22 protein-coding genes are annotated in these 20,808 nt (G+C 32.4%); 18 read left to right on the forward strand and 4 right to left on the reverse strand.

What is annotated here, in order from left to right; genetic code table 11:
- Window positions 1–3: 3 nt before the first annotated feature.
- From B0I10_RS05540 to B0I10_RS05555, 4 genes are all read left to right on the forward strand, one after another.
- A complete protein-coding gene (locus tag B0I10_RS05540) occupies window positions 4–1,014 on the forward strand; it encodes a peptidylprolyl isomerase (RefSeq protein ID WP_112085498.1) in 1,011 nt (336 codons plus the stop codon).
- Window positions 1,015–1,148: 134 nt separating this feature from the next.
- A complete protein-coding gene (locus B0I10_RS05545) occupies window positions 1,149–1,811 on the forward strand; it encodes a lysoplasmalogenase family protein (protein WP_112085499.1) in 663 nt (220 codons plus the stop codon).
- A 30-nt stretch (window positions 1,812–1,841) separates the two neighbouring features.
- Window positions 1,842–2,525 (forward strand): hypothetical protein, encoded by a 684-nt coding sequence (locus tag B0I10_RS05550; protein ID WP_112085500.1) that lies wholly within the window; start codon window positions 1,842–1,844, stop codon window positions 2,523–2,525.
- Between the two features lie 11 nt (window positions 2,526–2,536).
- The gene (locus B0I10_RS05555; protein ID WP_112085501.1) at window positions 2,537–3,253 is read left to right on the forward strand and encodes a hypothetical protein; all 717 of its coding nucleotides are present in this window, start codon (window positions 2,537–2,539) and stop codon (window positions 3,251–3,253) included.
- Here B0I10_RS05555 and B0I10_RS05560 read toward each other — a convergent pair.
- Window positions 3,199–4,113, reverse strand: a complete 915-nt coding sequence (locus tag B0I10_RS05560) for a bifunctional metallophosphatase/5'-nucleotidase (RefSeq protein WP_112085580.1) — start codon at window positions 4,111–4,113, stop codon at window positions 3,199–3,201. The two genes, B0I10_RS05555 and B0I10_RS05560, sit on opposite strands and share 55 nt — an antisense overlap.
- 4 nt (window positions 4,114–4,117) lie before the next feature.
- Window positions 4,118–4,903 (reverse strand): 5'-nucleotidase C-terminal domain-containing protein, encoded by a 786-nt coding sequence (locus B0I10_RS05565; protein WP_112085502.1) that lies wholly within the window; start codon window positions 4,901–4,903, stop codon window positions 4,118–4,120.
- Between the two features lie 48 nt (window positions 4,904–4,951).
- Here B0I10_RS05565 and B0I10_RS05570 point away from each other — a divergent pair, with 48 nt between their 5' ends.
- The 14 genes from B0I10_RS05570 (at window position 4,952) to B0I10_RS05635 (ending at window position 19,315) form a co-directional block, all read left to right on the forward strand.
- Window positions 4,952–5,470 (forward strand): DUF6913 domain-containing protein, encoded by a 519-nt coding sequence (locus tag B0I10_RS05570; RefSeq protein ID WP_112085503.1) that lies wholly within the window; start codon window positions 4,952–4,954, stop codon window positions 5,468–5,470.
- A gap of 2 nt (window positions 5,471–5,472) precedes the next feature.
- Window positions 5,473–6,354, forward strand: coding sequence for a 4-hydroxy-tetrahydrodipicolinate synthase (dapA, locus tag B0I10_RS05575; protein ID WP_112085504.1), 882 nt, complete (start codon window positions 5,473–5,475; stop codon window positions 6,352–6,354).
- 36 nt (window positions 6,355–6,390) lie between these two features.
- Entirely contained in the window at window positions 6,391–6,900 is a 510-nt protein-coding gene (locus B0I10_RS05580; protein ID WP_112085505.1) for a ferritin, read from the forward strand.
- Between the two features lie 171 nt (window positions 6,901–7,071).
- A complete protein-coding gene (locus B0I10_RS05585; protein WP_112085506.1) occupies window positions 7,072–7,878 on the forward strand; it encodes an outer membrane protein assembly factor BamD in 807 nt (268 codons plus the stop codon).
- 9 nt (window positions 7,879–7,887) lie between these two features.
- A complete protein-coding gene (locus B0I10_RS05590; protein WP_112085507.1) occupies window positions 7,888–8,205 on the forward strand; it encodes a DNA-directed RNA polymerase subunit omega in 318 nt (105 codons plus the stop codon).
- Between the two features lie 7 nt (window positions 8,206–8,212).
- Window positions 8,213–9,424: a bifunctional phosphopantothenoylcysteine decarboxylase/phosphopantothenate--cysteine ligase CoaBC gene (coaBC, locus tag B0I10_RS05595; RefSeq protein ID WP_112085508.1), complete on the forward strand. Its 1,212-nt coding sequence runs from the start codon at window positions 8,213–8,215 to the stop codon at window positions 9,422–9,424.
- The gene (gene porD, locus B0I10_RS05600; RefSeq protein ID WP_112085509.1) at window positions 9,417–10,301 is read left to right on the forward strand and encodes a type IX secretion system protein PorD; all 885 of its coding nucleotides are present in this window, start codon (window positions 9,417–9,419) and stop codon (window positions 10,299–10,301) included. The genes coaBC and porD overlap by 8 nt, the downstream gene beginning before the upstream one ends.
- An 89-nt stretch (window positions 10,302–10,390) precedes the next feature.
- Window positions 10,391–12,043, forward strand: a complete 1,653-nt coding sequence (gene recN, locus B0I10_RS05605) for a DNA repair protein RecN (protein WP_112085510.1) — start codon at window positions 10,391–10,393, stop codon at window positions 12,041–12,043.
- A gap of 47 nt (window positions 12,044–12,090) precedes the next feature.
- Window positions 12,091–12,903 (forward strand): enoyl-ACP reductase FabI, encoded by an 813-nt coding sequence (locus tag B0I10_RS05610; RefSeq protein WP_112085511.1) that lies wholly within the window; start codon window positions 12,091–12,093, stop codon window positions 12,901–12,903.
- A gap of 89 nt (window positions 12,904–12,992) precedes the next feature.
- A complete protein-coding gene (locus tag B0I10_RS05615; RefSeq protein WP_181456900.1) occupies window positions 12,993–15,248 on the forward strand; it encodes a T9SS-dependent choice-of-anchor J family protein in 2,256 nt (751 codons plus the stop codon).
- An 82-nt stretch (window positions 15,249–15,330) separates the two neighbouring features.
- Window positions 15,331–16,344 carry a glycosyltransferase gene (locus B0I10_RS05620; RefSeq protein WP_112085513.1) on the forward strand — a complete coding sequence of 338 codons (1,014 nt, stop codon included), beginning with the start codon at window positions 15,331–15,333 and terminating at the stop codon, window positions 16,342–16,344.
- Window positions 16,337–16,921 carry a dephospho-CoA kinase gene (coaE, locus tag B0I10_RS05625; protein ID WP_112085514.1) on the forward strand — a complete coding sequence of 195 codons (585 nt, stop codon included), beginning with the start codon at window positions 16,337–16,339 and terminating at the stop codon, window positions 16,919–16,921. The genes B0I10_RS05620 and coaE overlap by 8 nt, the downstream gene beginning before the upstream one ends.
- Before the next feature lie 71 nt (window positions 16,922–16,992).
- On the forward strand, window positions 16,993–18,573 hold the full coding sequence (locus B0I10_RS05630; RefSeq protein WP_112085515.1) for a sensor histidine kinase: 1,581 nt from the start codon (window positions 16,993–16,995) through the stop codon (window positions 18,571–18,573).
- A gap of 25 nt (window positions 18,574–18,598) precedes the next feature.
- Window positions 18,599–19,315 carry a response regulator transcription factor gene (locus B0I10_RS05635; RefSeq protein WP_112085516.1) on the forward strand — a complete coding sequence of 239 codons (717 nt, stop codon included), beginning with the start codon at window positions 18,599–18,601 and terminating at the stop codon, window positions 19,313–19,315.
- Window positions 19,316–19,495: 180 nt separating this feature from the next.
- Here the strand turns inward: B0I10_RS05635 and B0I10_RS05640 are convergent, their stop codons facing one another.
- Together B0I10_RS05640 and B0I10_RS05645 are read right to left on the reverse strand one after the other, a co-directional pair.
- On the reverse strand, window positions 19,496–20,239 hold the full coding sequence (locus B0I10_RS05640) for an acyl-[acyl-carrier-protein] thioesterase (protein ID WP_112085517.1): 744 nt from the start codon (window positions 20,237–20,239) through the stop codon (window positions 19,496–19,498).
- 21 nt (window positions 20,240–20,260) lie between these two features.
- Window positions 20,261–20,806 carry a hypothetical protein gene (locus B0I10_RS05645; protein WP_112085518.1) on the reverse strand — a complete coding sequence of 182 codons (546 nt, stop codon included), beginning with the start codon at window positions 20,804–20,806 and terminating at the stop codon, window positions 20,261–20,263.
- Window positions 20,807–20,808 lie beyond the last annotated feature (2 nt).

Here is a 20,808-nt window from a genome sequence, read left to right on the forward strand (position 1 = left end):
AACATGAAAAAGATAGTTTCCATTTTACTACTTACCATTTCAATGACCACCTTTGCTCAAAAGGAAAACGGACTTTATGCTGAAATTCAAACCTTGAAAGGGAAAATTCTATTAAAGTTAGAATTTGAAAAAACACCAATCACAGTTGCCAATTTTGTTTCGTTAGCCGAAGGCAAGAACAACGAGGTTTCTGCCGATTTAAAAGGAAAACCTTATTTTGACGGATTAAAATTTCATCGAGTAATTCCTAATTTTATGATTCAAGGTGGTGATCCAACCGGCACAGGTTCAAGTGGTCCTGGTTATAAATTTGCCGATGAAATTACTGATTTAAAACATGATAAACCCGGAGTTCTATCAATGGCAAATGCTGGAAAAGGAACAAATGGTTCGCAGTTTTTTATTACGCATGTTCCAACACCACATTTAGATGGAAAACATACCGTTTTTGGCAATGTAATTGAGGGACAAGATGTTGTGAATGCCATTGCACAAAATGATGTAATGGATAGAGTAACCATTATTAGAGTAGGTGACGCAGCCAAGAAATTTGATGCTCCAAAAGTTTTTGCCGGCAGACTTGCTGCTGAAGAAGCTATGAATAAAAAGAAAGAAGAAGCTTTGAAATTGGAGAAAGTTAAATTTAATGATTATGTAAAAAAGACTTTCCCTAAAGCAATAATTCTTCCTTCCGGATTGGCTTATGTGATGGAAAGTGAAGGAGTTGGAGCTAAGGCTACTGCCGGAAATAATGTTTCTGTGCATTATATTGGCGAATTATCAGACGGAAAGAAATTTGATAGCTCTTATGATCGTAACCAACCCATCGATTTTAAATTAGGACAAAAAATGGTTATTCCGGGGTGGGAAGAAGGTATTGCCCTTCTAAACAAAGGCGGAAAAGCCAAGTTAATTATTCCTTATTGGTTAGCGTATGGTGAAGATGGAAGACCTCCTGTGATTCCTGCGAAAGCCACATTAATTTTTATAACTGAATTGGTTGATATTAAATAGATGATCAAATAAAGTATAGTTGAATCCCAAAGGTTAAGCAAATCTTTGGGATTTTTGCATAATAAATTTTAATATTTTTATATTCTGTTAAATTTTTAGTAACTTTATTCGGAATTTGATAATTATTTATCGGTATGAATAAAGTGAAAGTACTAACTGTTGTTTTGTTCATCATTGCTTTCATAGAAGTAATAGCCGAATATTTTAGAATTATACCTCTAATTTATGTATTTAAACCGCTCATTTCAATTGTATTGATGCTTTTGTATTGGCTTAGTTCAACCAAAAAGGAAACTCTTTTTTTTCTAACAATCACAACGTCATTAATCACTAATGTTTTATTTATACCCAATGATCTTAAATTTATTTTTGTAGGATTAATCATTTTTGTTTTTCACCGATTAATCAATATTTATTACATTCTTAAAGTCATGAAAACAAAAGATTTTATTCCGGTTGTTCTTGCCTCGGTTCCTTTTTTAATTGTCTTTTTCTATATCTTTTTTGACACCGATTTGCTTACAAAAGAAGTATATTACATCATGATTATTCACAACAGTTTAATTTCATTACTGGGAGGAATTGCCTTATCACACTATATTATGAATGACAGTAGCAGAAGTTCTTGGTTATTAATATGTGTTTTGTCCTTTGTAACGTTGCATTTTATCATTTTTATTGAAAAATTTTATATTGAATTACAAATTTTTAGACCTATTGCAATGAGCCTGAACGCTTTTGCCTATTATGCCTTTTACAGATTTATTTTGATCATTGAAAGATCAAATTCTAATTAGTTTCTTTGTCTTTTTTTAATAATATACTTTATGAAGGAATATTTAAATAATTGGAGTTTTAAAGTTGTATCGTCTATTTATTTAGTTGTGGTGCTGCTATTGGTATTCGTTGTCTTCTTTGATTTTAAAACAATCGAATTTATTTTAAAATCGATTAGTATTCCGGTTTTACTATTACTTTATGTAATTACATCTGTGAGAAAAAATAAATTATATTTATTTGCCCTTTTTAGTGCAGCAGTATCCAATATTTTATTTATTTCAACAGATTCTGATTGGTTAAATTATGGCTTATTTGCGTTTTTAATTTATAGAATTATTACGATAATTCTAGTGATAAAGGCTTCAACAAAACTCTCCTTTTTTACTGTTGGAATTGGGAGTGTCTTTTTTCTATTTCCGCTGCTTTATTTTATTGTACTCACTCAAGATTCGTTAGGACAAAGTTTTCTGGTTGCTATTATAAATGTAGTTTTAGTTTCAATTTTAGGCGGATTGTCATTGTCCAATTATTTAATGGAAGAAGGTTTCAAGCATACTTGGCTTTTAATTAGCACTTTTCTTTATACTATTATTGTTTTTTTATTTGTTATTCAAAAGTATTACGTGTTTATTCCTATTTTTCAACCAATTCGTGTTTTGGTTTTGATGTCGGCTCACTATTTTTTTTATCTTTATATTTTAATGACTGAGCAACAACTAGATAAACCATAAAACAAATTTTTTTGAAAACAGCTAGCAAACTAATTTCATCTTTAACGGGCTTATTTTTTTTAGTTGTAGGTGTTTTGGCCTATGGTGTTTATTTTGACATGGAAAGTGTTATTCTTTATGCCAGAGTAATGGCTATTTTACTAGTTTTTTTTATTTATTTTTTAAGTTCATTCAGAAAAAATAAACGTTATTTAATTTCACTATTGTTTTCATTGCTTTCTATTTTATTTTTATTTTTAAAATCAGACATAGGTGTTTTAGCAGCAACTCTTTTCTTTTTAATATTTATAGTGTTAATCACTCAAATCGTCATTAAAAACACAAATAAAATTAGTTTTATTCCTGTAATACTTGGGTTTCTGCCGTTTTTATCCATTTTGTTCTATTTGATATTTTTAACCTATTCATCCTTAGGATTAAATTATGTTCCATCTATTATTAACGCTCTGATCATTTCTTTTCTTGGAGGATTAGCGGTTTCGAATTTTGTTTTAGAAGAAGATAACATGAAGAACATTTGGCTATTGATAAGTACTTTATTATTCATCTTACTGATTTTTGTTTTTATGATCGAAAAATATTACTTATCCGTTCAAGTGTTTAAACCAATTAGAACCATTAGCTTTTTTGGAGGACACTATCTTTTTATGCGGTATTTATTGCTTTGCGAATATCAAACAATAATCGCTTTACCTTTCGAAACAACTGAAGAATCGGTATCAAAATAAAAATCTATCCGTCCTAAATTAATACCATAACATCCAACCTGATTCACCAAAACATCCTTATTTTCTGAGTTTTTAAGAATTGTAGGTTTGTCCAAAAATGTGTGTGTATGACCACCAATAATCAAATCGATATCTTTTGTTAGCGTAGCTAATTTTGCATCGCTAATTTTATCCGGATCATTTTTATAAGCATATCCCAAATGCGAAAGACAGATAATTAGGTCGCATTTCTCTTCTAATTTTAATTTTTTTACACTATCTGCCGCAATTTCTACCGGATCGTTATAAATTGTTTCTTTATACATTTTTTTATCAACCAAACCGGCTAGTTCAACTCCCAATCCGAAAACACCAACTTTAATGCCATTTTTGTGAAATACTTTGTATGGTTTTACAAATGGTAGCATCACAGTATTTTTAAAATCATAATTTGCCGAAAGTACTTCAAATTGTGCATGCTGCATTTGAGCGGCCAAACCGTCAATGCCATTATCAAATTCATGGTTGCCAATTGTGGTGGCATCATAACCCAGTTTCGACATCAATTTGAATTCTAATTCGCCGCCGTAATAATTAAAATAAGGCGTTCCTTGAAAGCTATCACCGGCATCCAACAGCAAAACATTCGGATTTTCTTGTCTAATTTTTTCAATGAGAACAGCGCGTTTCACAATTCCGCCCATATTCGGGTTTTTAGGATGATCCGCCGGAAATGGGTCAATATGACTGTGCACGTCGTTCGTGTGCAAAATAGTTAACTGTTTTGTTTTTGGCTGACTAAAACCAGTTAACGGCAATCCTCCTAAACCAACTAACGTTGAGCCAGCGACTGTGTTTTTTATAAAATCTCTTCTTTTCATACCCTTAGTTTTGATCAACAATAATTCGTTGAGTTGGCGAAGCTTCCACCACATCAACCGCTTTAAAATAATCAATAAGCAAGTTTCTGATTTTATAATCTAAATCAAAAAGGCGCGTATTTTTTTGAAAGAAATTCATATTATCGCCACCATTAACCAAATAATCGGAGGTGGCAACATAATAATTTTTATCTAGATCTAAAGCCTCACCATTAATTGTTGCCGATTTAAACGAATTATTATTATTCAATAAAATTTGAATTCCGCTCAAAGGGTGCGGTTTTTTTTCAATAATTAAATACGTAATCATTTCTAGAACCTGACTTCCTTTTAAAGCCGCCACAACCATGTTGTTTTCAAACGGCATTATTTCAAAAGCAGTTCGTGTTGTTACATTCCCTTTTGGAATGATTGAACGAATTCCGCCGTGATTCAACAAACAAATATCGATGGTTTTACCATATCGTTTATTGAAAATTTTGTTGCTTTCGCTCAAGCAAACATCAGCCATAAAATTACCAATATTCGTTTGCCATTCGCCTTTGCTTTTATCCAACGTTTCCGGACAAAAAGCCAAAATACTGTCTAAGTCTTTATTGATATAATCGCGATAAGGTTTGATAAAGTTTTCAATTTCAGGGTTTTCGGAAGATGTATCAGAAATAGGAATTTGTTTTCCTTCAATTTTAACAACATCATAATTGGATTTACATCCGGAAAGCAGTAATAAAAATGTTATAAATAACACAAAATGTGTTATTGTAATAGGATAGTTTTTTAGTTTTAGCATCAAAAAACAACTTTAATTCTATAATTTTGTAAACCAAGTAAAGGTACAATGTTTTTAAAATATTTTAGAACTTTTTCTGCTAAAAGAGTATTAAAAAAAAGTTCACTTCATATAAATTCTCCTGTTTCAAACAAGCCAATTCAAACTGTTGGTGTCTTGGTTGATGAAACTGTTTTTGATAAAAAAGAAGCTTTACTTCAACTTTTGGTTGAAAAAGGATTCAAACCCGAAAATATTTCGGTATTGGCCTATAAAACAAAGTACAAAAAAAAAGAAAAAATAGGTTATCCGCATTACAGCAAAAAAGACGTAACTTGGTTGGGGACCATTGAAAATAAACAGGCAAAAGATTTCAAGTCGAATCAGTTTGATTTATTAATCAGTTATTACGATGAAAAGAAAACACCATTGCAAATTGTGACACATAAATCAATGGCCGATTTTAAAGTTGGATTTGCTTCTTCAGACAAGCGATTAAATCATTTTATGATTGATACACAAGTTGAAAAGCACACTGTTTTTGTGGAAGAATTATTCAAATACCTAAGAATACTAAACAAACTATAACTATGCAATCACTTATTGGAACCGGCGTTGCTTTAATTACACCGTTCAAAAAAGATTTATCTGTAGACACGGAGGCTTTATCAAAAATCGTTCATTATCAAATTGATAATGGAATTGATTATTTAGTGGTTTTGGGAACAACAGCAGAAACCGCTACATTAACGCAAGAAGAAAAGGAATTGGTAATCAACACGGTTATCCAAGCGAATAATAAAAAATTACCACTTGTTTTAGGCGTTGGTGGAAACAACACGCAGCAAGTAGTTGAAGAACTTCAAACAAGAGATTTGTCTGATTTTACAGCTGTTCTTTCAGTTTCACCTTATTACAATAAACCCACACAAGAAGGAATATATCAACATTTTAAAGCTATTGCAGAAGCTTCTCCAGTTCCAATCATTTTATATAATGTTCCGGGTAGAACGGCCAGCAACATGCTTCCATCAACGGTTTTACGTTTGGCAAATGACTTTAAAAATATTGTTGCCATCAAAGAAGCAGCGGGAGATATTGTTCAGGCTATGAAATTAATTCAGCAAAAACCGAACGAATTTTTAGTAATTTCAGGTGACGATATGGTCACTTTGCCAATGGTTTTAGCTGGTGGAGCAGGAGTGATTTCGGTTATTGGTGAAGGTTTCCCAAAACAATTTTCAACCATGGTGCGATTAGGATTAGAAAGAAAAGTGGATGAAGCCTATCAAATTCATTATCAAGTAGCTGATGCAATTGATATGATTTTTGAGCAAGGAAATCCAGCCGGAATTAAAGAAGTCTTTAAAATTTTAGGGTTGTGTGAAAACACATTAAGACTTCCTTTGGTTAATGTTAACGAAGACTTAGCAAACAGAATTCAGCAAATTGTCAAAAAAATTGTAAATTAGCAGTAAATTAATTAAATTAAGAAAAACTAGAAAATTATGTTATCAGCAAACGTATTAGCAGCATTAAATAGTCAGATTAAAATGGAAGGTGATTCTTCTCAAGTATATTTAGCCATGGCTTCATGGGCAGAAGTGCAAGGTTTTGAAGGAATTTCAACCTTCATGTATAGTCAATCAGACGAAGAAAGAATGCATATGCTCAAATTAATAAAATATGTAAACCAACGTGGTGGAGAAGCCAACGTTGGAGCAACTTTAGAACCAAACCTTGATTTGTCAAATTATAAAGCTCTTTTTAAACAATTATTACAACATGAAATTAAAGTTTCAGAAAGTATTAATAATTTGGTAGGCATAACATTAGACGAAAGAGATTTTGCAACACACAACTTCTTACAATGGTATGTGGCAGAGCAAATTGAAGAAGAAGCAACTGCTCGTTATATCTTAGATAAAATCAATTTAATTGGCGATGACAAGGGAGGTTTGTATCTTTTTGATAATGAAATGAAAAATTTTGTGAGCCCAATGGCCCCGGCAAAATAATAACTATGTTAATCAAACTATAAAAGATGCGATTTGTAACGCATCTTTTTGTTTTTTTACACGTTTTTAAGACTATAAAAAAAATGTTTTGTAGTCTGCAATTATTAACTAAATTTGCAGTTCGGTTTTCGTGATTTAATTTAACGAAAATTTGCATATAAAATACGCCTAATGAATAAATTATATTTTGTTTTTCTTATTGCTGTTGTGTTAAGTTCTTGCACTCCCTATCAAAAAGCATTGAAAAGTGAAGATATTGCCGTTAAGTACGCTGCCGCAGAAGAAAAATATAATGCTGGAAAATACCAAAAAGCGATTCGATTGTTTGAACAGATAGCTGCATCATACAGAGGAAAGCCTCAAGCTGAAAAAATGTTTTATATGTATGCACAAAGTTTATACAAAACAAAACAGTTTTATACAGCAGGTTATCAGTTTGAAAGTTTTGCTTCGGGTTATCCTAAAAGTGAAAAAGTAGAAGAAGCAGCTTTTTTAGGAGCGTTATGTTATTCTCAATTATCGCCAAAATACTCATTAGATCAGATTGATACAGATAAATCGATTGAAAAAATGCAAGCTTTCATTGATTTATACCCTGATTCACAGTATCTCCCAGAGGCAAATAAAATTGCAAAGGAGTTGAGAGAAAAACTGGAATTTAAAGCATTTGAAATTGCAAAGCAATACCATACAATATCAGAAGCCATTAGAGACTTTAGAGCTCCAATTGTAGCATTAGATAATTTTATTGCAGATTACCCGGGAACTCCCTATCGAGAAGATGCTTTTTACTATAAAATAGAAGCAAGTTATAAATATGCCGTTAATAGTGTGGAATCAAAGGTTAAAATTAGACTAGATGAAACATTAGAAAATTATGATAAATTTTTAAAGCAATTTCCTGAATCAAAATACAGAGAAAAAGCAGATAAAATTAAAGAAAACGTTAATAAACTTTTACCACAATATTCAAAATAAATACTAGTCATGGATTTAAAAAAGACGAATGCTCCGGTTAACACGATTACTTATGATAAGAGAGCGATTGAGCAAACTACAGGAAACGTGTACGAAGCGATAACGATTATCGCTAAAAGAGCAAATCAAATTAATTCTGAAATTAAAAAAGAATTGATTGAAAAATTGGAAGAGTTTGCTACCTACAACGATAGTTTAGAAGAGATTTTTGAAAACAAAGAGCAAATCGAAGTGTCAAAATTCTATGAAAAATTACCTAAGCCACACGCTCTAGCTGTGCAAGAGTGGTTAGAAGGAAAAATTTACCACAGAGATACTACTAAATAAGAACCACATGTCAGTTTTAAACGGGAAAAAAATACTACTGGGCGTTACCGGTGGAATTGCTGCCTATAAAACTGCTTCATTGGTTAGACTTTTTATAAAAGCAGGTGCTCAAGTGCAAGTTGTTATGACACCTGCTTCTAAAGATTTTGTTACTCCTTTAACATTATCTACACTTTCTAAGAATCCCGTTTTTTCCGAATTTTATAATGATGAAGATGAAAATGCGTTGTGGAATAATCATGTTGAATTAGGCCTTTGGGCAGATTTAATGATTATTGCTCCGGCAACAGCGAATACACTTGCTAAAATGGCAAATGGTAATTGCGATAACTTGCTCATGGCAACCTATTTATCTGCAAAATGTCCAGTCTATTTTGCTCCGGCAATGGATTTAGATATGTATAAGCACCCAACTTCTATCGATAATTTTCACAAACTTCATTTGTTTGGAAATATTATGATTCCGGCAGAATCCGGTGAATTAGCCAGCGGCCTTTCAGGAGAAGGTAGAATGGCTGAACCTGAGAATATTATCTCCTTTTTAGAAAATGATATTTTACAAAAATTACCACTCAAAGGAAAAAAAATACTGATTACTGCCGGTCCAACATACGAAGCAATAGACCCTGTGCGTTTTATAGGAAATCATTCTTCCGGGAAAATGGGTTTTGATCTTGCTAACGAAGCAGTTCAATTGGGTGCAGAAGTAATTTTAATTTCCGGACCAACGCATTTGAATGTAGATAATTCAAGAATTAAGTTAATTCGCGTGCAATCGGCAGAAGAGATGTATCAGCAATGCCATTTGTGTTTTAATGAAGTTGATGTTGCTATTGCAGCAGCAGCTGTAGCCGATTACAAACCAAAAGTGGTTGCCAATCATAAGATTAAAAAGTCGGATAGTGATTTTTCAATTGAATTGGAAAAGACAAAGGATATTTTAGCCTCATTAGGAGAAATAAAAAAAGAACAGTTTTTAATTGGTTTTGCATTGGAAACAGAAAATGAAATTGAGCATGCAAAGTTGAAAATTCAGAAAAAAAACTTAAATTTGATTGTCCTAAATTCGCTCAATGATGAAGGAGCCGGTTTTGGAAAAGCAACAAACAAGGTAACATTTATCGATAAATCATTTCATATTGAACCGATGCCACTCAAATCAAAAGAAGAAGTTGCAAAAGATATTTTGAATAAAATAATACAATTCTATCATGCGTAAAATAGTCGTTTTTGTTTTTCTAATTACCTTGAGTTTGACCCAAGCACAAGAATTAAATTGTAGCGTAAAAGTTAATTCTGAACGAATTACTTCTGCCAATCAACAAATTTTTAAAACGCTTGAAACATCATTAAATGAGTTTGTAAATAAGAGCAAATGGAGCACACGCGATTTTAAAAACAACGAGCGAATCGATTGCTCTATGTTTATCAATGTATCGGAGTTTAATAACAATGTTTTCACGGCAACCATTCAAGTACAAGCAGCAAGACCGGTATATAATTCAACCTACAGCACACCAATTTTAAATATAAACGACAAAGACTTTACATTTCGATATGTTGAATTTGAAAATTTGTTTTTCAATCCAAATAGCTTTGATTCCAATTTAGTATCGGTTGTGGCTTTTTATGCCTATATGATTTTGGCAATGGATGCTGATTCATTTGAATACCAAGGCGGAAATGAGTATTTAGAAATCGCTCAAAATATTGTAGCTGTTTCACAATCAGGAGGAAAAGGTTGGTCGCAATCGGATGGACTACAAAATAGATTTTTTTTAGTTAATGATATGTTATCCAATACATTTGATCCAATTCGTTTAGGTTTTTACGATTACCACAAACTAGGATTAGATGTTATGGCAGATGATTTGCCAGCAGGAAAAGAAGGTGTAAAAAACGCTGTTTTGGCTCTTTCTAAGATTAATTCTGTTAGACCAAATGCTTATTTGACCCGAGTTTTTTTTGATACAAAAGCAGACGAAATACTATCAATATTTACTGGAGGACCAAAAGTTGATATCACCGATTTAGTTGATAATTTAAACCGTGTTTCACCTTTAAACGCATCAAATTGGTCTAAGATAAAGTTTTAATAACTTTGTCGATATTATCTAAAACTTCAGTAAAAAAAGTTCTGATAAATTGAGTACATTGCCATAGTATTTTAGTTTATAATCCGGAAATGCTAACATCATTATCTATAAAGAATTACGCCTTGATCGAAAAATTATCCATTGATTTTTCGAATGGTTTTTCTATAATCACAGGTGAAACGGGCGCCGGTAAATCCATACTTCTGGGAGCATTGGGTTTAGTTTTAGGAAAAAGAGCCGACTTATCTTCGTTAAAAAATAAAGAAGAAAAGTGTGTAATCGAAGCTCATTTTTCTATTTCAAATTATAATTTAAAAGCCTTTTTTGAAGTAAACGACTTGGATTATGAAGAGCAAACCATCATAAGAAGAGAAATTCTCCCATCCGGAAAATCAAGAGCTTTTATAAACGATAGTCCGGTTAATTTAAACGAGTTGATGGAATTAGGTGAGTTTTTATTAGATATTCATTCGCAACATCAAACTAGAGAATTAACGGAAGAGTTGTATCAATTTCAAATTATTGACGCCGTTTCGTCTAATTTATCACTTCTTGACGATTATGCAAATAGATTAAAGAGGTATAAAAATTTAAAGGTTCAATTAGACGAGAAAAAGCAACTTTATGCCAGTGCGTTGAAAGAACAGGACTATAATTCTTTTTTATACACTGAATTAGCAGAAGCAAAATTAATTCAAAATGAACAAAGTGAGTTAGAATCTCAACTAGAAAAATTGAGCAACGTAGAATTAATTAAAGAACAACTTGAAAAAAGTTTAGCATTAGCTGATAGTGAGCAGTTTGGTTTGTTGGTTAATTTGAAAGAATTTAAAAGTACCATCCAAAGAATAAGCACATTTTCTGCGGATTATGCTCAGCTTTTTGAACGTATTGAAAGTCTTTCCATCGAATTAAAAGATGTTGTAAACGAATTAAATCTTCTTTCGGAATCGGTTATCAACGACCCTGAACAACTACTTTTGGTGAATCAAAAATTGCAAACAATTTATAATTTACAAAAGAAACATCAAGTAAATTCAGTTGAAGAGTTATTACAGATTCAATCTGAGCTGGAAGGAAAAGTAATTTCTGTAACATCGTTAGAAAACGAAATTGCTGAAATTCAACAGCAATTAGATAAAAACGAAGCAGAATTAAATCATTTTGCTCAAAAAATTCATACCAACCGTGAAAAAAGTATTCCAAAATTAAGCGAAATGTTGGTTTCTATTTTAAATCAACTCGGCATGCCTAATGTGCAATTTAATATAGAAGTAAGTCTTTCAGAATCATTTTATTCCAATGGAAAAGATACGATACAATTTTTAATTTCAACTAACAAAGGTTCCGATTTTGGGCTGTTGAAAAAAGTGGCCTCTGGAGGAGAAATGTCTAGAATAATGTTAGCAGTAAAAGCGATTTTAGCTAATTATTCCAATTTACCAACCCTCATTTTTGATGAAATTGACACGGGAGTTTCAGGTGAAATTGCAAATAAAATGGGCGATATTATGAAAGAAATGAGTTCAAAAATGCAAATTTTTGCCATCACACATTTACCACAAATTGCGGCCAAAGGAAAATCGCATTATAAAGTTTATAAAACCGATTTCGGTACACAAACCAGTTCAGAAATAAAGCTATTAAACAGAGAAGATAGAGTTGTGGAAATTGCCCAAATGCTATCCGGTTCAACTGTCTCAGATTCTGCTTTAAATCACGCAAAAGCTTTATTGAACTAAAATTTTAATTATATTTGAAATATCATACAAACTAAAAGAAGACCACTATGTATAATTTATTAAAAGGAAAAAGAGGAATAATTTTTGGAGCTTTAGACGAAAATTCTATTGCATGGAAAACAGCAGAACGTGTTCATGAAGAAGGTGGAACTTTTGTGTTGACAAACGCTCCAATTGCTATGCGAATGGGGACAATTAGCCAATTAGCAGAAAAAACCGGTTCGCAAATTATTCCGGCAGATGCTACTTCAATTGCTGATTTAGAAAATTTAGTAGAAAAAGCAATAGAAATCCTTGGTGGAAAATTAGATTTTGTTTTACATTCAATCGGTATGTCGGTGAATGTTAGAAAAGGAAATCATTACACGAATCAGAATTATGATTTTACACACAAAGGTTGGGATGTCTCAGCTGTTTCTTTTCATAAAGTAATGCAGGTCCTCTATCAAAAAGATGCCATGAATGAGTGGGGTAGTGTGGTTGCTTTGACTTACATGGCTGCTCAAAGAGTATTTCCTGACTATAATGATATGGCGGATAATAAAGCGTATTTAGAATCAATTGCCAGGAGCTTTGGTTATTTCTTTGGAAAGGATAAAAAAGTACGTGTAAATACTATTTCACAATCACCAACGCCAACCACAGCAGGACAAGGAGTGAAGGGTTTTGATGGGTTTATAACGTATGCCGATAAAATGTCGCCTCTAGGAAATGCTACTGCTTTAGATTGTGCAAACTATACCGTAGCAATGTTTTCAGATTTGACAAAACGAGTTACTTTACAAAATTTATACAATGACGGAGGTTTTTCAAATATGGGGGTAAGCCAAGATGTAATGGAATATTTTACCAAAGAGTAATTGTTAAAAAGCAAAAATATCTCCTATTAACAGAAGTTAATAGGAGATTTTTTTTTACTTTTATAACTTAAATGTTAAATAAACAAAATATGAAAAAAATTACTTTATTCTTTTTATTGTTTTTTGGTTTTGTAGCTTCGGCACAATTTTCAGAAAATTTTGATGCTGCTACAACAGCTCCACCGGGATGGACTGTTATTAATGGCGGTGGAGCAAATGGTTTTATATTTGGTGTTGGGGCTCCTGGGTCTGCATTTTCTGCACCAAATGCAGCACAAATTAACTTTAACGCAACAGCTCATGATGATTATTTGGTTACACCAGCTATTACAGTGACTGCTGGTCTAAATGATAGATTAACGTATTATGTTAAAAATCAGGACCCGCTTTTTGTTGAAAGTTATGAAGTGAAATTATCTTCTACAACTCCAACGGCCGATGCGTTTACTGTGACAGTAACGCCAGTTGCTGAGGCACCTAATGTTTGGACTCAATTCACCATTGATTTGACACCCTATTTAGGTCAAACCATTTATATTGGATTTCACGCAGTTTCTGCCGATCAGTTCAGGTTGCTGTTTGATGATGTGGTAAATGACACGCCTCCAGCATTAGCTCCAAACTGTGCTACACTAACAACTCCGGCAAACGGTGCTGTTGATGCTCCATATTTATCTTTAAATTTAGCATGGTCTGCACCTGCAGCAGGTGCACCTGCTGCAAGCTATGATGTGTATTTAGATACAAACATAGATCCTACAACTTTATTGGGTAACCAAACTGCTTTGACAAGAACTGTTACAGACTTATTGCCTGAAACAACATATTACTGGAAAGTAGTTGCTAAAAATAGTGCGGGTGATGCTGTTGGATGTTCTGTTTTTAGTTTTACAACAATGACTATTCCTGGCTATTGCCTTAATGCACCTTTTGGACAATGGCCAACGGCGACATTCACGACAGCTAATTGTGATGGTGTTACAGTGAATACGGTTACAACTGCTGGTTACGCTGGTGAATATTCTTCTGTTCAAGTGGTTTCTGGAACTACTTATTTTTTTAGTAGCGGAACAACAGATTTAATTACGATTAGCACTGATGGAGGTGTAACAGCAGCAGCATTTGGTACAACTCCGTTGACATGGGTATCTAACTATACTGGGGCTATTAGATTTTATTCTCATTTAAGTGAGTTATGTGAAGGGGAAGATGTTAATAGAACCAGAAGTTTTGTTTGTGGAATTCTATCAGAAGAAACTCCAGATTACGCTAACCTTCAATTTCCATCATCAGCAACAGTTTCTCAAGGCGAGTCAACTATAGTTTATGCTCAAATATACCATGCAGGTTTAACCGATGTTGAGCCAGGATTATCAGGTCAAGCTGCTGGTATTCAGGCGTGGATTGGAATTAGCCCTGTAGGAGCAAATACAAATCCGAATACTTGGTCAAATTGGGTTTTAGCAACTCATAATGCAGGGCAGGTTTCTAATAATGACGAGTATCAAGCTTCGATTGGAGATAATTTAACACCAGGAACATACTATTATGCTTCTAGATTTAGATTAAACGATGGACAATTTGTATATGGGGGTATTAATTCAAATGATGAAGGAAACTTCTGGGATGGCACAACTTATCTAAGCGGTGTTTTAACGGTAACTCCTCCACCAGTTCCTAATAACGACGAGTGTGCTACTCCTACAACATTAACGGCGGGAGCTGTTTTTACTTCAAATCCTTTAGAAACAACAAATTTTGGAGCAACACTGAGTTCGCAAGCTACTCCTTCTTGTGGGGCATTCAACTTTGATACTGTTGGAAAAGATGTTTGGTATAGCGTAACTGTGCCAGCTTCTGGTAATATTACAATTGAAACGAAAAGCAATGGTGGTCTAACCGACACTGTTATGGAAGTATATTCAGGAGATTGTGGATCATTAGTAATGGTTGAATGTGATGACGATGATGGAGATGTTAATTTTTCTTTAATTCCATTAACAGGAAGAACAGCAGGTGAAGTTTTAATAATTAGAGTTTGGGGATATAATGGGACATCAGGAAATTTTGCAATTGCTGCTTATGATGCCTCTTTAGGAACAAATGATTTTGATTCTTTGAACTTTTCATCGTATCCAAATCCGGTTAAAGATGTATTAAACGTTTCTTATATTCAAAATATAACTTCAGTTGAGGTGTTTAATTTGTTGGGACAAAAAGTTATCACTAAAACATTAAATTCAAATGAAGGTCAAATTGATATGAATTCACTTTCAAATGGAACTTATTTAGTTAAAGTTGCTACAGAAAATGCAACTAAAACAATTAAAGTGATTAAACAATAAAAAAGTAATCATAGATTTTTCAAAAGCCATGCACCTCGCATGGCTTTTGTTTTTTATGCTGTATATTTGTTAAAATTTTGATATGCATTTTTCAATCATTATTCCAGTATATAATCGTCCGGATGAAATTGACGAACTTCTCGAAAGTCTCGTTATTCAGGATTATAATACTGCTTTTGAAATTGTAATTGTAGAAGACGGTTCAACAATTGATTGTAAAAATATTGTCGAAAAATATGCCGAAAAATTAATCATTAGCTATTTTTTTAAACCAAATTCAGGTCCCGGAGATTCACGGAATTATGGAATGAAAAAAGCAAAAGGCGATTATTTTATCATTTTTGATTCCGATTGCATTATCCCTAAAAATTATCTTTCCGAAGTAGATTTGGCTTTAAAAGAGAATTTCACAGATTGTTTTGGAGGTCCTGATAAGGCCTTGGATTCGTTTTCAAATATTCAAAAAGCAATCAATTTCAGTATGACTTCCTTTTTAACAACTGGTGGAATTCGCGGTGGTTCTGAAAAAATTGATAAGTTTCAGCCCAGAAGCTTCAACATGGGAATTTCTAAAAAAGCCTTTGAATCTTCAAACGGATTCGGAAATATTCATCCCGGTGAAGATCCCGATTTATCTATCCGATTGTGGAAGATGAATTTTGAAACGCGATTAATTCCTTCTGCTTATGTTTACCATAAAAGAAGAATAGATTGGACAAAATTTCACAATCAAGTCTCAAAATTTGGAAAGGCCAGACCAATTCTCAACAGTTGGTATCCGGAATTCAGCAAGCCAACTTTTTTCTTTCCCACCTTATTTATGATTGGTTTTTTTACAGCAGTTACAGTAGCTGTACTATTCGGGTTTTATTTTCCGTTAGTCATGTATGGATTTTATTATCTACTCTTATTTTTCATAGCATCTTACTGTAACAAAAGTGTTAAAATTGGGTCTTTGTCAGTAGTTGCCAGCTTTATTCAGTTTTACGGATATGGTTTTGGATTTTTGAAATCTTTTTTTTTAATACAATTGATGAGTAAAAATCCTCAAGAAGAATTTCCTGAATTATTTTTTAAATCGATTAAGCATGACTAAAATTATTGGTTTAACGGGCGGAATTGGTAGCGGAAAAACCACCGTTGCAAGAATGTTTATGGCACATGGTATTCCTGTTTATATTGCTGATGAGGAAGCAAAAAAATTAATGGAGTCTGATGTAATTATAAAAAAAGTTGAAAAGGCCTTTGGAAAAGAAATTTTGACAAACCAAAAAATAGATCGTGCTAAATTGGCTAGTATTGTTTTTAATAAGGCTGAAAAATTAGAAGAACTCAATAAAATAATACACCCAGCTGTGCAAAAACATTTTAAAAACTGGCTAAAAAACCATAACACCGTTCCATTCGTAATTAAAGAAGCGGCTATTTTGTTTGAAACCGGAGGTCATAAACAATGTGATAAAGTTATAACAGTGGTCGCTCCACAATTGTTAAGAATAGAAAGGGTTATTTTAAGAGATAAATCTGATAAAAATAGTGTTTTAGACCGAATTAACAATCAATGGACTGATGAAAAGAAGGTTTTGTTGAGTGATTTTGTCATTGAAAACATTGATTTAGAGAAAACTACTACTCAAGTTAGTGATATTCTTAAAGTATTAAATAAAATTTAAAAAACATACATGATGTTAATGTTTGGTTAATCTATTAACAATGCAAATGTTAAAATCTTAAATTTGTCGTGATGAATAAAGTTTTGTTTAGACTACTTGTATTTTTGATGAGTTTATCACTCATTGGAATAATTTTTGTACAAGTATATTGGTTTAATTCTTCGTTAGAAAACAATCAAGAACAGTTTAAGTTTCATGTTAAACAAGTTCTAGGTAATGTTTCTGATAAATTAAAACAGCAGGAAATACTCGCTTTTGTTGAGAAAATCAATCAATTTAAAGACAGCACAGGTTCTGATAAAGTTGTTTCAGATTTTTTAGAGTTTGGTTATTACGAAAGAAATTCACAAACTAACGAAACTATAATTTATTCCAATAGTATAAACTCCCAGGATTTTACACTATCCCCTTCGTTCTTTGATAAAAAAAATGACAGTTTGAAAATTAAGAGTTTTTCATCCAAACGGAAAACAGAAATTTATCATAACGGCATCGATAAATCAAATTTGCAAAATTCACCAACACCGGACTACAAGATGGAAAAATCAGGCAGTTTGGAAATTTTAGACAAATTGCTTTATGATATGTCTTTTAATGATATTGCGTTGACTTATCCAATTCAAAGAAGAATTTCTAAAGAAAAATTACAAGAACTTTTGCAAAGAGAACTCAAAGAATACGGTGTAAATACACCTTTTGAATTTGGAATCTATAGCAATGGTTTAGCCACCAAAGTTAGGTCGGATAATTTCAAGTTTAACAAAATCGATACGTACAGCATTCCTATATTTACCGATAACGAAGGAATGAGTAAATATCAACTACTTGTGAGTTTTCCCGAAAAAAAGAAATTTATTTTTTCAGATTTAATAGGAATTGCAATGCTTTCGTTGGTTTTTACGTTAATTATCATAATCGCCTATTCCAATGCATTAAATCAATTATTCAAACAACGTCAGATATCTGAAATAAAAACAGATTTCATCAATAACATGACGCATGAATTCAAAACGCCAATTGCTACGATTAATTTGGCATTGGACGCGATTAAAAATCCAAAAGTTATTGAAGATAAAGAAAAAGTACATCGCTACCTTCAAATGATTCGAGACGAAAATAAGCGAATGCATGCACAAGTAGAAAACGTTTTGCGTATTTCAAAACTGGAAAAGAAAGAACTTGAAATAAATAAAGAACCGCTCGATATTAACGATATTATTAATGATGCAATTGATCACGTAAGCTTAATAGTTGAAGATAGAGAAGGAACGATTACTAAACATTTTAAAGCAAATAGGACAACAGTTTTGCTTAACGATGTTCATTTTACCAACGTGTTTGTAAACATATTAGATAATGCAGTAAAATATTCGCCTGAAAAACCAATTATTGAAGTTTACACCGAAAACATTAAAGATTTTCTAATTATAAAAATAAAAGATTACGGAGCAGGGATGAGTAAAGTTGCCCAAAAAAGAATTTTTGAAAAATTTTATCGTGAGCACACCGGTGACATTCATAACGTTAAGGGACACGGATTAGGCTTAGCCTATGTTAAAAGAATTGTAGAAGAACACAACGGACAAATTTCCGTGGAAAGCGAAAAAGGAAAAGGAAGTACATTTAGCATTAAATTGCCACTAATAAATTAAATACCACTAAATTTAAAATTAACCTATGGAAGCAGAAAACAAAAAAATTCTTTTAGTAGAAGATGACCCAAATTTTGGAGCTATATTGAAAGATTACTTAATGCTAAACGATTTCGAAGTTGTTTTAGCTAAAAACGGAATGGAAGGATTTGAAAAATTCAAAAAAGACACCTACGATTTGTGTATTTTGGATGTAATGATGCCTTATAAAGACGGCTATACGTTAGCGAAAGAAATTCGTGAAAAAAACAAAGAAGTACCTTTGATTTTCTTGACCGCTAAGTCAATGAAAGAAGATGTCTTAAAAGGATATAAAGTTGGTGCGGATGATTACCTAAATAAACCTTTTGATTCAGAAGTGTTATTGATGAAAATAAAAGCCATCATGCAACGCAAACAGTCTGAAAGTAAAACAGATAACCTTAAATTTGAATTCCAAATTGGAAAATTTCATTTGAATTCCAAGTTGCGTTTTCTGACCTTTAATAATGATGAGCCTATTAAATTGTCGCCAAAGGAAAACGAATTATTGAAAATGTTAGCCCTTTACGAAAACGACTTAATGCCGCGTGAGTTAGCGTTAACCAAAATTTGGAGAGACGATAACTATTTCACATCCAGAAGTATGGATGTGTATATCGCCAAATTAAGAAAATACTTAAAATTAGACGAAGACGTAGAAATCCTTAACATTCATGGCGAAGGTTTCCGATTAGTCATCAAAAATAAAGTAACACAATAAAATAAAAGCTCTCAATTTTGGGAGCTTTTATTTTTGAACCTTTTTCCAGCTTTTCACTACAAGATTTTGGGCAAAAAAAAGAATTCTACAAACCAAAAAGAGCTTCCGTTGGTCGCTTTTTTGCTTTAAGAATTCTATATTTTTTTTCCAAAATGCTTTGCGTTTCAATCTGGGGTAGGGTTAGCTGCTATATTCCAATTTCAAAGCAAAGCAGGTTTTACTATTTTTGGTAACTGTCAATAATGTAGGATGTTCCTCTTTTGATGCCTTAATTTCAACTTCGTCATTCAAATGCAATTCCCTCAAAAAATTCATGTCAAACGCTTGAATTTTATTTTTCAAAATTAGTTTCGGATTGATGCAATCCAAACACCATTCTAAATATTTTACATTATTGGCATGATTCACAATATCCAAATCAGAAAGTAAAATCAATTTACTTTTCATAAATCGAAAATCAACATTGAAATTTATTTTTTCAAACGATTGTTTTGTTGGTAGTTTTTCAGGAAAAAATTCAAAATGTTTAAACGGTAAAGCTAACGCTTGCGGTTTTCGCAATTCCGTATTCAAAACCACCCAAAAAGTGAGAGCACCCACTAATTTTTTATCACCAACATACAATTCCAATGCCCTAACCGAACGTGAATCTTTCATTTCTACAATCCAAGTTCTCATCGTTACTACTTCTCGCCATTTGGGTAAATCGGTGACTTCAACCCGCATTCTGCTCAACACCCACGCTTGATGAAATTCTTGCATGTCGCTAAAACTTAATCCACCCAACTCAGCATGAAACCCTGCTGTAAGCTGTAAAAGATTACATAATTCGGTATGTTTAAGCTGTCCATTCGGATAACACTGAACAAAATTAATTTCCCAGTCTTTCGAAAATTCAGAAGTAAAATTGGATGATACTGGCATTGATATAAATTTTTAAACTATTTATTCTACTTCAAAAGTAAACGAATTATTTTCCAAACCAGCAAAATTTGTAAGCATCGAAATAACTTTGAAATTACAGCCTTGACGTTCAGGATTATACGAGGCTACATTATATATATTCACCGTATAAGAACCAGATTCTAACAATTTTATTCCAGCTCTACTTACAAAGTGGTCAGCTTCTTTCAATAAAATAAATGTATTATAAAAAGCTCCTCCGGTATCAATTACTATCGAATTTTCATTTAAATTAATATAATTAAATCCATTAAATGCAGAGGCTTTTTTTAATTCGATGTAATACGATAGACTTTCGTCCAATTGAAATAAATCTATAACAGTATTCGAATTAGTATTTGTTTGAAGCCGGTTTACACTAGAAGCAAGCCACAGTGTGTCACCTAACTGATAGATTGCCTGTGGATTTTCAATCGTAATTAAATTTGGATTTTCAAATTCCACAAAATTACCACAAGCCACATCGTCTTCACATTGAAATGCAAACAAAAAAGGGATGAAACTAAAAAGAAGAATAATTTTTTTCATTT

Origin of the sequence: Flavobacterium lacus (assembly GCF_003268815.1) — a bacterium.
Taxonomy (GTDB): domain Bacteria; phylum Bacteroidota; class Bacteroidia; order Flavobacteriales; family Flavobacteriaceae; genus Flavobacterium; species Flavobacterium lacus.

What these genes read in the sequence shown, in the direction of transcription:
- B0I10_RS05540 (WP_112085498.1), top strand. Translation starts at nt 4, where the DNA reads ATGAAAAAGATAGTTTCCATTTTACTACTTACCATTTCAATGACCACC.
- B0I10_RS05545 (WP_112085499.1), top strand. Translation starts at nt 1,149, where the DNA reads ATGAATAAAGTGAAAGTACTAACTGTTGTTTTGTTCATCATTGCTTTC.
- B0I10_RS05550 (WP_112085500.1), top strand. Translation starts at nt 1,842, where the DNA reads ATGAAGGAATATTTAAATAATTGGAGTTTTAAAGTTGTATCGTCTATT.
- B0I10_RS05560 (WP_112085580.1), bottom strand. Translation starts at nt 4,113, where the DNA reads ATGAAAAGAAGAGATTTTATAAAAAACACAGTCGCTGGCTCAACGTTA.
- B0I10_RS05565 (WP_112085502.1), bottom strand. Translation starts at nt 4,903, where the DNA reads ATGCTAAAACTAAAAAACTATCCTATTACAATAACACATTTTGTGTTA.
- B0I10_RS05570 (WP_112085503.1), top strand. Translation starts at nt 4,952, where the DNA reads ATGTTTTTAAAATATTTTAGAACTTTTTCTGCTAAAAGAGTATTAAAA.
- dapA (WP_112085504.1), top strand. Translation starts at nt 5,473, where the DNA reads ATGCAATCACTTATTGGAACCGGCGTTGCTTTAATTACACCGTTCAAA.
- B0I10_RS05580 (WP_112085505.1), top strand. Translation starts at nt 6,391, where the DNA reads ATGTTATCAGCAAACGTATTAGCAGCATTAAATAGTCAGATTAAAATG.
- B0I10_RS05585 (WP_112085506.1), top strand. Translation starts at nt 7,072, where the DNA reads ATGAATAAATTATATTTTGTTTTTCTTATTGCTGTTGTGTTAAGTTCT.
- B0I10_RS05590 (WP_112085507.1), top strand. Translation starts at nt 7,888, where the DNA reads ATGGATTTAAAAAAGACGAATGCTCCGGTTAACACGATTACTTATGAT.
- coaBC (WP_112085508.1), top strand. Translation starts at nt 8,213, where the DNA reads ATGTCAGTTTTAAACGGGAAAAAAATACTACTGGGCGTTACCGGTGGA.
- porD (WP_112085509.1), top strand. Translation starts at nt 9,417, where the DNA reads ATGCGTAAAATAGTCGTTTTTGTTTTTCTAATTACCTTGAGTTTGACC.
- recN (WP_112085510.1), top strand. Translation starts at nt 10,391, where the DNA reads ATGCTAACATCATTATCTATAAAGAATTACGCCTTGATCGAAAAATTA.
- B0I10_RS05610 (WP_112085511.1), top strand. Translation starts at nt 12,091, where the DNA reads ATGTATAATTTATTAAAAGGAAAAAGAGGAATAATTTTTGGAGCTTTA.
- B0I10_RS05615 (WP_181456900.1), top strand. Translation starts at nt 12,993, where the DNA reads ATGAAAAAAATTACTTTATTCTTTTTATTGTTTTTTGGTTTTGTAGCT.
- B0I10_RS05620 (WP_112085513.1), top strand. Translation starts at nt 15,331, where the DNA reads ATGCATTTTTCAATCATTATTCCAGTATATAATCGTCCGGATGAAATT.
- coaE (WP_112085514.1), top strand. Translation starts at nt 16,337, where the DNA reads ATGACTAAAATTATTGGTTTAACGGGCGGAATTGGTAGCGGAAAAACC.
- B0I10_RS05630 (WP_112085515.1), top strand. Translation starts at nt 16,993, where the DNA reads ATGAATAAAGTTTTGTTTAGACTACTTGTATTTTTGATGAGTTTATCA.
- B0I10_RS05635 (WP_112085516.1), top strand. Translation starts at nt 18,599, where the DNA reads ATGGAAGCAGAAAACAAAAAAATTCTTTTAGTAGAAGATGACCCAAAT.
- B0I10_RS05640 (WP_112085517.1), bottom strand. Translation starts at nt 20,239, where the DNA reads ATGCCAGTATCATCCAATTTTACTTCTGAATTTTCGAAAGACTGGGAA.
- B0I10_RS05645 (WP_112085518.1), bottom strand. Translation starts at nt 20,806, where the DNA reads ATGAAAAAAATTATTCTTCTTTTTAGTTTCATCCCTTTTTTGTTTGCA.